Genomic DNA, 10,093 nt, shown 5'->3' with positions numbered 1-10,093 from the left:
CAATAATTATTCCCTATCAAGGTATTTCGCAAGATTAGTCAATTTTTGAATATCTACAACTCGCCCGGCGCTGTTCCTTACTATGCTCCCCAGTACCTTCTGGAGAGATCTGCACAAGTATGCTTTAGCAATGCTCGGCGCCCACGTCGGTGCAGCGGAGGTAGGTCTTCGCCACGTGCTCTAGCCACCACACGAAGCTGGTAATCGCTCAGCATCTGGAAAAGCGACTCAGCAAGCAGATGCAGATGCTCGACTTCTTCGGCGGGCTTCCCCTCATCTTGAGCCTTGTGATAGGCACAGGGCGTCCAGAGCTTCCTTCAACAAGGGCTCGCCCGACACAATCGTCCCGATGAAGGTACGCTTCTCCATTACCTGCTCCGATCAGTTGATCAATGCATTATAGGACCTCTCGCAGAGCTGGCCCGCTATTCGGGCTTGGTCATAAGCCTTCGCCAGTTCTCCCGCTCGAGCATCAGCCCGTGCGAGCAGGTCGGAGAGCACCATGGCGGCGCGGGTGGCTGCCTGGCCTCGGGCGAGAGCGGCGGAATCCGTGCCGGGGCAACTGACGGTGGCGGCGAGCTTTCCAGCTTCGTCGCGCAGCCGCTGGCCAGCAGCATCGGCACCAGCAGCGCCAGTATCAGCAGTCGTTCTTTCTTCATGAGCATGGGCTCTCGCCTCCTCCTGCGCCTGGGCGCGTCGTTGTTCTTCCTGCCGGGCGCCGCGTTCTCCGATGATCTCGGCTAGGCGGTCACCGCTGTCGCGTTTTGCTGTTGCTGTTGCAGCCTCTGCTCGCTCTACTGATCGACCGTGCTGGTAGACGCCCCAGTACGAAGCCAGCAGCGCCAGCAGAACTGCCACCCTGATCGCCCAAGACGTCATGCCAGCGCCCTCCGCACCCCTTCATCGATGATCGCAGGCGCATATGGGTTACCGCCGTTCTCATGGATGATGATGCTGACCACCATCCCACGAAGCGTGGTCGGATCTTTGATGTTGATCGGATCGGTGGCACGTACGCCGATGCGCTTGGCCACCGCCGAGGCATACGCTTGGGTGTCGTTTTCGTTGCTCGGCGCCCAGCGGTTGATGGTTTCGAGCACGGTGTCGATGCCCTTCCCGCCCACGCCGGGCATGCCGTCCTTGCCTCGGTAGTTGATAAGCAACTTGCCCAGGGCGCGGATGCCATTCTCTGGCGTGTCGAAAATGGCGAAGCGGCCGCCAGGTTCCTTGCCGATCTGGCCCTGCCAGTCGTTGCGCGGATTGAAATCGATGTTGCCGGGGTTCCGGTTGCGGATGCCTCGGGGTGTGGTCATGGGTTTTCTCCAGGCAAAAAGAAGCCCGCACTCGGCGGGCAATGTGTCTTCCTACGCTCCGGAACGTCATATAGAGACTGAACTGGAATGGATTGAAGTAATGCGAAAGGAATTGGCAGTACTGATTGTTCTATGCGCTCTCTTCACGGGATGCTCGAACATGTCGCCGGGGAGCAGTCGCGATACCCAGGCACAGGGCATCCCATGCGACGGCGATCCACCTAATCAGCCTGGCTGCTACAGCCGCGAGAAACGCGCCGGTTGGTGGAACGACCGCGAATATTGAGTGGGAAAGGCTGAACTATTCTGCTGGGATATCAGATCCCTGCTCCGGCTCAGCTGGGTCCTTCGCGGTAACGGTAACCCTGGCGCTGTAGTCCTTCAGCACTTGGGCGGTGAACACCTGAGCAGAAGGGAATTGGCCAAGGATCTCTCGAGCCCGCGCATCTGCTTCCTCTTGGGTTGCATAGCGGACTTTGTTGGAAGGGTCGTAATCATTATTCATGTTGATCGCTACAAAAGGCATTATGACTTCCTCTTTCATTGGTTTCATCTAAATGGGAATGGATAATCTGTTGCTCGAATGACTAGTGCTTGCGGTGCTCGATCCCGTGGAACATCAAACCAAGCGTTACCGCCACTACCACCTATGAATACTGATGTCGTGGCTACCGCTGGGCAGAAGTAAAACCTAACCTGCCCGTTTGATCCGCCGCATCCCTCCGCGACGCCCAACTGATAAAAGCCCTGCTGCATACCAGCGCTTCTTGAAAAAGTGAGACATGCGGCCAACTCTCCGGACAGCACAGAAACTACGCCGACGCCTTTGGTCCACAGATAGTCTGAGGTGCCCCACGGCCTGCTCTCTTCGGTGTGACCTCCAACATAAACAGGCCCGTTAATCTGCTCATTAGGTAGCCCTGGATATATAGGCCCAATAGGTGGTGGATCTACGGTCGCTACAATGTTGAGTGGTGGCATTCCCGTCGTGAAGCTGATACGCCCAGCTGCGTCGTAGCACTCCATGCCAGATCGCTCTCCGACATCGCGCATCAGATCAAATACGAACGCTTTGGTGTTAGGGGTTGCTCCACTGAAATAAAGCGTTCTGACATTGCCCGAGATTGACTCGCCGCAAGGCGTACCATCACCGACCAAGAAGACGATCGGCGAAACAGAATTTGCAACGGATATCCCGCAGATAGGATCAAGCAAGTCCCGGTATGTCCAACTGCTCTCGTCGGTAGGCGGCAGATTCGCCGACCTGAGATAATACCTGCCCCACCTATCAACAAGACTCAGGTATCCGCTTTTTAACAACCCATAGCTAATACGGTCTATGTCAAATAGAAGACTGCCATCCTCTTTGAATGCTTGAAATCCAACTGGCATGTCTGACCCTAATAATATCCGTAATAGATACGACAGTTGGCCGAAAACTGACCGAACCAAGTTGAATGCTGGTACTGCCAAGATAAGGTATTGCCGGACACGGTAACGCCCGGCTTTTTACCTTTCCATTGCTGAGTGTCTACCAGTGGCACAACTATATAAAACCGCCTTTTGCCGGCCGGCAATGAAGGCATAGTCATTGAGCCACTAGCAGCGTTAGTTACAACATCTCCTTGGTGCTGACTTATCGACATCGTCATGTTAACGAGGAGTCGACCGTCCGAGCCGTAGATCTCCAGTCCGTTCGGCATAATTCAATCCCACTCGCCCATGCGGATACGCCGGACACCGTTGATGACCATGTCGATACCCCTCCTGTTGTAAACGGTGTAGGCCGTTGCGGCCTTGTTAAGCAGAATCATCGTGCCCGAGGCGAAATCCATTCGCATGATCGGCGTGCCATCGTTGGCCAGTTCGGACGAGTTGATCGAGTTACCTACAATCGCCTTCTGCACCGATAGGTTTGATATCAGGGCGTCACTGATGAAAACTTGGCCATTTTGGATGGCAAACGGTGAAATCAACCCCTCACCCACTGGATTCATGACGGCGAAACGGTTGGCCAGCACCACGAAGCTCGACTGGAATGTCCCGCCCTGATTTTCCAGGCCAAGGCCGAAACCGGCGGCGTAGTAGCTACCACCCGACGTAAGCCCCAGCTTGACCGACCAGGTAGCGTTTACCTTACCGTCCAAGTTGGCCTGAGCAGTGCTGATCTGCTGCACGGCGGCGTTGGTGCTACCCAAGCTGCTCTGGACACCATCGACTCGCTTGCCCATGGCCGCATCAGCGCTTGCTCTGGTGGAGGCCTCGTTTTGAATAGCCGCGTTGGCGTCTCCCACCGAGGATTGCAGTCCATTGATCCGCTGAGTTTCTGCTGCCAGCTTGTCGCTTTGCTGGGTAACGTTCACGCTCAGCGAGTCGAAAGCCTTGCCCGACGCCGCGACAGACCTACGGCCAGCTGCAATGTAGGCAATATCCACCTCCCCATTGGCATCGCCGGAGTTGTACATGTCCAGGCGGATGGCCCAGATCTTCTTCCCATTCCAGCCTGCATTGCCCGACAGGTCGAACTCGATGTCCTGCCAATCACCGCTGGACGTGTTGATGGTCCAGTTGAACCGGCGAGCCTCGGCGAGACCTCCATCCTCGTTTGCCCAGTACATGGCCGCACTGGTGCGACCGGTGTTTCGCCGGCGCAGCCTGATGCGGACCAGCGGGTTCTCAGCACCATCAATCACCGGGAATGTGCTGGTAACCTGGATGTTCGTCACTTTGGCGACAGTCGCATACTGAGGGCCAGCAGTGATGGTTGCCCCGGATGTAGTGGCCTTCCAGCCCTCGACTGAGTTTATAAACTCCCAGGTCTGCCCAGCCACGAATGGTAGAGCGGTGCCTATCTTCGCCTCCAAGTTGGTGATGCTACTGGACTGAGCCGTCAGCCCGCTTTCCGTAGCAGCGACGCGGTTGGCCACGCTGGTCAGCGCTGCGGTCGACGCCTTGCTGGCCAGGCCAGTGGAGCCATTGTTGACGCTATTCTCCAAGCTGGTCGTTCTGCTAGATACAGAGGTGATGTCCTTGCCCTGCTGGCTAACGCTGGAGGTCAGGCCGTCAACTGCCGTAGATACAGCACTGATCGCGTTGCTGTTGACCTGGCCATTGTCGCGCCAGCCCGTGGAACGTGAGCCGTACTCGACTTGTGGTCTGGCCAGCTCGAACGTTCCAGCCACTGTTCCACCAACAGCCGCATGGGCCCGGTAGAAAACCCGGACCTTGACAGCACCTGTCGGAGCGACCGATGTGAACGATATGCGGTCGCCGCCCACAGTCATCGGCACAACTGCCGTCGCCGGCGCGTTGATTACGGTACCGGCGGCGTTAAACCACTGGTGGAAAATTCTCATTCCAAGTTCGCCGGAGTCTGACGTCTTCCGTACGTAGATCGACGAGGTGATAGTTTGACCAGGCGCGACAGCTGGTGCCCTCTCGATGGCTGTGACCAGCGAAGTGTACGGGTTCCCCGAGGCCGTGCTACCAACGCCCGTGGTATTGCACCTGTAGGCCTTTTCGGCAGCATTGAGCCAAGATGTAACCATCGACGTCGTGTAGGTAGCGGTTCCCTCCGGGATCCACCCATCAGGATTGTTGCCTGTAGACGTGCCCAGCTTCGTGAAGCTGGGGTTGTAGAACAGGTTCTCGCCGCCCATGTCACCGATGCTGTTTTCGAGCTGGGTAAGCTTCGACGAAGCGGACGACAAGCCTGTCTCAGTCACAGCAACACGTCCTGTCAGCGCGGATGTGGCAGAAGCATTGGCTGCGCTTTCGGTTGCGTTCACCAGACCGTTGTCGCGCCAGCCGGTAACGACGGAACCCTGTTCTATTTGGGCGCGATCCACCTCCAAATATCCCGCACCCCCACCGGCCACCGGAGAAACCGTGCGAATGAGGATCTGCACGGATACTGTGCCGGTGGGCGCCGTAGCCACCACTGACGGTCTCTGCCAGGCCTCCGTAGCGTCCATAGCCACAACAGGTGTCCGGAGCAGAACCGCGGTAGCGCTCCAAAACTCGACATAGAGATGGAGACGTAGAGCGGTGCTGCCACGAAAATGTACGGATGCAGCAATCTGCCGGCCTTCTGAAAGTCCCGGCCTATTGGCGACGTACGCCTGAACATAGTTCCCGCTGAGGTTCACACCCGTTACGTCGAACCTCATCGCCCGGCCAGTCGGATCGAGAGTCGAAACCACAGAACTCACGACGCCCGTTGTGCCAGAAGCAGCACCGGCTACACCGAATACCCAGCCATCGACTTTCCAAGTGCCCCCTTCCTTATCGAACGACGGGTTGTAGAGCAGGTTCTCCCCGCCAACCTGAGTTAGCGACGTATTGATGTTGGTGATCGCTTGGCCGTTTGCCGTAATCAATGCGCCCTGTTGATCCACAGTGTTGCTCAGGGCCTGCACCGTCGAGGCGTCTGCCTTGGTCGCCACCTGGTTCAACGCATTGGCTGCGGCGGCGGCGGCATCCGTTGCGACTTTGTCCGTTACGGCAACCCATGCCGAGCCGTTCCAGCGCTTGGGCGTGTTGGCGTTGCTGGTGGTGTCGATCCAGAGGTTCTGGGTCAGACGATCCGCCACTGCCGGCGCAGTCGACTGGTACAGCACCTTACCCTTGGTGCCAGCGGCGTCAGCTGCGGCCTGGGCTGCCTGCTGCGCGGCGGTGACGTTCTGGTTGGTGGTGGTCAGGCTGTTTTGCAGGCCAGTCATGGCCTGACCCTGCGACGACAGCGCGCCTTCGGCATCTGTGACACGAGTTGTGAGGCTCTGCACCACAGAAGCGTCCGCTTTGGTCTGAGCAACAGCCAGCGCGTTGGCCGCAGCTGCAGCCGCATCGGTGGCCACCTTGTCGGTAACCGCAACCCAAGCCGAACCATTCCAGCGTTTCGGGGTGTTAGCGTTGCCCGTGGTATCGATCCAAAGGTTTTGCGCCAGGCGATCAGCTGCTGCCGGCGCCGCCGACTGAACAATAACCTTGCCCTTGCCACCGGCCAGTGTTGCCGCGTCCTGGGCGGCCTGCTGTGCTGCAGCGACGTTTCCGTTGGTAGTGGTCAGGCTCGACTGCAAGCCAGTGATTTGCTGGGCTTGTGCCGACGATGTGCCTTCAAGGTTTTGGACTTTGGTCTCCACCGTCTGCACGCGAGCGGCCATGCCATTGGCTGTCTGCACTGCCTGGCCAATATCGACCCAGTAGGTGGCATTCGGCGGCGAGTTACCAGCGGGCACGTCGACCTTGGCCTGGTACAGGCGGCCGTCTTCGCCCAATACGCTCTGGCCAGCGGTGTAAGCCTGATCGGGCTTGTAAGGCATTGAGTCGGAAAGGTCGGCAATCGTGTCGATCTGGTGCTGGAGCTCGTTCTGCACCTCATTGACGTGGTTATTCACGTCGGAAATCTGCTCGTTCAGGTCGCTACGCACTTCGCCTATGCGTTCGTTTACCGAGCCTGGGCCGTCCATGTCGATCAGGTCGATGCGGTCGGTTAGCTCCTTGCCCAGCTCGCTCTCGGTGATCTGATCCTTGATCTGATCAAGGATTGGGCCAGCATCCATACTGGCAATGCCAGAAATGACGGTCGGCGCCACCGGGTAGAAGGGCCCGAGGTTGCCGGTACGGTCCACGAGACGCGCCCAGAAGAAGAACCGCTGCCCGCCGCGCAGGCCCTGCATGACGTAATCCTGCTGCGGGTACGCCAGATCGGCCAGCTTGGTGGCCGCCTCGAGGTCGGTGCCCTCGCTGTACCACAGCTCCGTGCGCTGGGTGTCCTCGGCGCCCGCTGGGAAGCCCCAGGTGATCTTGATGCCGAACAGCAAGCTTTCAGTGCTCAGGCTGGTGATCGCCGGTGGCTCGCCGGTCTTTCCGGACAGCGTGGTGGGTTCGGACAGCGCCCAGATCGAGCTGTTGCCCGAGACGCCAACTGCGGCCACCCGGGCGGTATAGGTGCCTGTGTAAATGCCGCGCACTTCCAGCGCTGCGGTGTAGGTGACGCCTGTATAGATCCAATCGCCATTGTTGCGTTTCCACCAGACGCGGTAGCTCTGCGCACCGCGCGGGGCGTCCCAAGTGATACGCATGGTGGCCACGTTAATGCCCTGGTTGAGGGTATCGAACGTGCTCAGCTCGACATTGGTCGGCGGCGCCTGGACGGCGGCCGGCAGGACGCTGGTCGGCGGGATGACGATCTGGGCGCCGTTGTCGATCGCGTCGAACTTACTGTCGTCGCGGGCCACAGCTACGATGTCGTACTGCAGCTTATCGTCGCCGAAATTCTCGTTCACGGTCAGCACACGGTAGGTTTCGGCGACCAGCTCGGCCGTCTCGATGGTATAGACCGATTCCTTCACCGGCACTGCGGAGAACGGCTCGGTGACGGTGACCACCCGACCGCTAATCGAGCGAATCACTCGGGTCTCGGCCACGCCCTTGGGCAAGATCACCACGAGAGTGTCACCAGCTGTGGCGGTGATGTCGTTGTCCAGCGTTGCAGTGGTGGCTGTCGCCGCCTTGATGCGGCCCGCCAGTGGCATTCCCGCATAATGCTCATCTGCTACCCGAACGACGTCGCCAGGCCGGCAGATGGTGCCGTCGAGGCCCACGCTGAAAGTGATGGTGCCGGTTTCCAGGCGATTGGTCAGCAGGATGTACTGGCCGGCCCGCTGAGCCTGCCCTTGAGAGACGCAACCAAAGGCGGTGACTTCGGTCTCACGCACACCGTAGCGCACCAATGATTTCTGGTCCTGGACATACTCCACGCGCTGATTACCGAAGTTATCCCGGTCGCTCCAGGCGACCTTGGCGACGCTGAAGCGAGTCGATCCGCTGGACCCGGGACGATTGAACTTGCCGTCAATCACGTTGGCATTGGTGTACGTATAGACCGGGTCGCCTGGCATGTCAGCTGCGCAGGCCACCTCGCTCCCGGCGTAGTAACTCATGCCACGGAATACGCTGGCCAAGTCTTGCAGGACGGTCAGCGCATCTGCTCTCGACTGGAGGTAAACGTTACAGGTGAAACGTGGCTCTTGGCCGCCCTTCCCGTCAGACACCAGCGCGTCACAATATTGAGCGATCTGGTAAAGACCCCACTTGTCTACTTGATTGGCGTCGATGAAACGGCCAAGGCCATAGCGATCATTGAGCACGATGTCGCGCCAGATCCAGGGCGGGCAATCAGTCCAGGCCAGCTTGAAGGTACCGTCCCAGGTTCCAGAGTAGGTCCGGCCGGCGGGATCGTAATTGCTTGGCACCTGGATAATACGCCCGCGGATTCGATAGGCACGCTCAGGCACTGCCGAGAACTGGCTGGCATCGATTTTCAGCCCGCAAAGCGCGGTGTACGGGTACTGCAGCTTTGCGTCGATGATCTCGGTGTAGGTGCCAACCGAGGTCGTGGCCTGGATATTCGAAGTGGTCGAGTCCGGAGTTGTCCGACGCACCCGCAGGCGCCACCCGCGCTCGGCCTTAGGCAAATCAATGCGGATTGAGCGCTGGTACCCGGTGGTGGTCTTGCCATCAAAAGCGCCCTGCTGCACCACCTGGTAGTCGCTGTCGTCGGTGGAAAGGTCAATCTCATAGGCAACCTTGTAGCCCACGCGGTCACCGTCCTGCTCGGTGACCACCAGCGCGCCGACCGCCAGTTGGATGCGCACGGCCGACAATTCCAGATTGCTGAACGCTTGGACCCAAGGCTGGCTGAACTTCAATTCGACGCCTACGGAGTGCTGAGACTCGACCGCCGGAAAGCCTGCGATGTGGTCTTGGTCATGCTCACCGGTGCGTTGCTCCCAGGTCACGCCGGTGAAGTTCATGCTTCCATCACTATTGGCGAGGGGGGTTCTGTCGAGGTAGATCGATTGGGCGCCATTCACCAGGCCAACAATTGGTCCCTCACTGATACCGTCCAGAATATTGGCGTAGCTCAGGTTGATCAGGCTGTCTGGGGTTTCTACAGGCGTGTGTGGTTTGGACTCGCCTTTGGAGCCTAGGATGGACAGATCAGTCATGGGGTGCCTCTATTGCTGGTCTTCGGCTCGGATGCCGAGGGAGAGCTGAGCAGAACCTGTGGTCATCTCGCCGTAGCACAGCGGGACCGGGTTGCCTTGGGTGACGGTGTTCTTGATGCCGGAGAAGTTGTAGCTCGGGCGGTTGTCCGCACTCTCGCTGGAGCTGATACCGGTTTGTTGGCCGGTAGCCAGCTGAGCCACCCCGCCTATCGCAAGCGACAGACCAACCATGGCTGTAGCTCCAGCAAGCCCTCCAGCAGTGAAGGCACCGCCCCATGCAGAAGCAGAGGCTAAGCCGCCTACACCACCGGTTGCTATGGTCGCAGCCGCTATGAGTGCAATGCCCAAAACGACTTGCAGCCCACCGCCACTCTTGCTGCCTTGGACGATCGGCGCAATCCTGATTTCTGCAGCGCCCGGAGGGTTAGCAAGTTCGACCTCGCAGATGTTCCGCTTGCCGTGAAAGACAGCGAAAGCTAGGCCCTTATCCTTGGATGACGCGAGGTACTCATGAAATCCTGGGAATAGCACGCCCAGCGCTCTGATTGCCTCGGCCGATGAATGCACAGCCAGATAATGGACGCGCCCAAAGAGACGCCCAAGCTCGCCATGCAAGCGAATGGTGCGGATCCGTTCAGCCATTGTTCCTCCAGATATAAAAAAACCCGCCGAGGCGGGTTCACATTTCAACTGTCAGAGACAGTCTTCAATACTTTTCATCCGGCGTTCACTGATATAGCTGGTTCGACTGATGTTGCTAAAGAAGTC

6 protein-coding genes and 2 pseudogenes are annotated in these 10,093 nt (G+C 58.6%); 1 reads left to right on the top strand and 7 read right to left on the bottom strand.

All coding sequences use genetic code 11. The features are described from left to right. Positions 1-149: 149 nt before the first annotated feature. From ACK59H_RS22170 to ACK59H_RS22140, 7 genes and pseudogenes are all read right to left on the bottom strand, one after another. Positions 150-369 (bottom strand): annotated as a pseudogene (locus ACK59H_RS22170) (hypothetical protein); the annotation flags it as partial. Between the two features lie 12 nt (positions 370-381). After that, a complete protein-coding gene (locus ACK59H_RS22165; RefSeq protein ID WP_409264920.1) occupies positions 382-879 on the bottom strand; it encodes a DUF2514 domain-containing protein in 498 nt (165 codons plus the stop codon). After that, complete coding sequence (locus ACK59H_RS22160; RefSeq protein ID WP_409264919.1) at positions 876-1,313, bottom strand: structural protein P5; 438 nt, start codon at positions 1,311-1,313, stop codon at positions 876-878. Before ACK59H_RS22160 ends, ACK59H_RS22165 begins: the two co-directional genes overlap by 4 nt. Before the next feature lie 301 nt (positions 1,314-1,614). Further along, positions 1,615-1,839, bottom strand: a complete 225-nt coding sequence (locus ACK59H_RS22155; protein ID WP_397468094.1) for a hypothetical protein — start codon at positions 1,837-1,839, stop codon at positions 1,615-1,617. A gap of 1,180 nt (positions 1,840-3,019) precedes the next feature. Next, positions 3,020-9,325, bottom strand: a complete 6,306-nt coding sequence (locus tag ACK59H_RS22150; protein WP_409264917.1) for a phage tail protein — start codon at positions 9,323-9,325, stop codon at positions 3,020-3,022. Between the two features lie 9 nt (positions 9,326-9,334). Then, complete coding sequence (locus tag ACK59H_RS22145; RefSeq protein WP_409264922.1) at positions 9,335-9,556, bottom strand: hypothetical protein; 222 nt, start codon at positions 9,554-9,556, stop codon at positions 9,335-9,337. Between the two features lie 204 nt (positions 9,557-9,760). Then, positions 9,761-9,967: pseudogene (locus ACK59H_RS22140) on the bottom strand (tail assembly protein); the annotation flags it as partial. Between ACK59H_RS22140 and ACK59H_RS22135 the strand changes: the two are divergent. Further along, on the top strand, positions 9,902-10,093 hold a 192-nt coding region (locus tag ACK59H_RS22135), incomplete at its 3' end, for a hypothetical protein (RefSeq protein ID WP_409264921.1). The pseudogene ACK59H_RS22140 and the gene ACK59H_RS22135 overlap by 66 nt on opposite strands.

This window comes from Pseudomonas sp. KCJK9000, assembly GCF_046230725.1.
GTDB classification, from domain to species: domain Bacteria; phylum Pseudomonadota; class Gammaproteobacteria; order Pseudomonadales; family Pseudomonadaceae; genus Aquipseudomonas; species Aquipseudomonas promysalinigenes.
This window is presented reverse-complemented; position numbering and strand designations above follow the sequence as displayed.

Excerpts from the sequence above, each read along its gene's own strand:
- ACK59H_RS22165 (WP_409264920.1), bottom strand. The coding sequence starts at position 879 with ATGACGTCTTGGGCGATCAGGGTGGCAGTTCTGCTGGCGCTGCTGGCT.
- ACK59H_RS22160 (WP_409264919.1), bottom strand. The coding sequence starts at position 1,313 with ATGACCACACCCCGAGGCATCCGCAACCGGAACCCCGGCAACATCGAT.
- ACK59H_RS22155 (WP_397468094.1), bottom strand. The coding sequence starts at position 1,839 with ATGCCTTTTGTAGCGATCAACATGAATAATGATTACGACCCTTCCAAC.
- ACK59H_RS22150 (WP_409264917.1), bottom strand. The coding sequence starts at position 9,325 with ATGACTGATCTGTCCATCCTAGGCTCCAAAGGCGAGTCCAAACCACAC.
- ACK59H_RS22145 (WP_409264922.1), bottom strand. The coding sequence starts at position 9,556 with ATGGTTGGTCTGTCGCTTGCGATAGGCGGGGTGGCTCAGCTGGCTACC.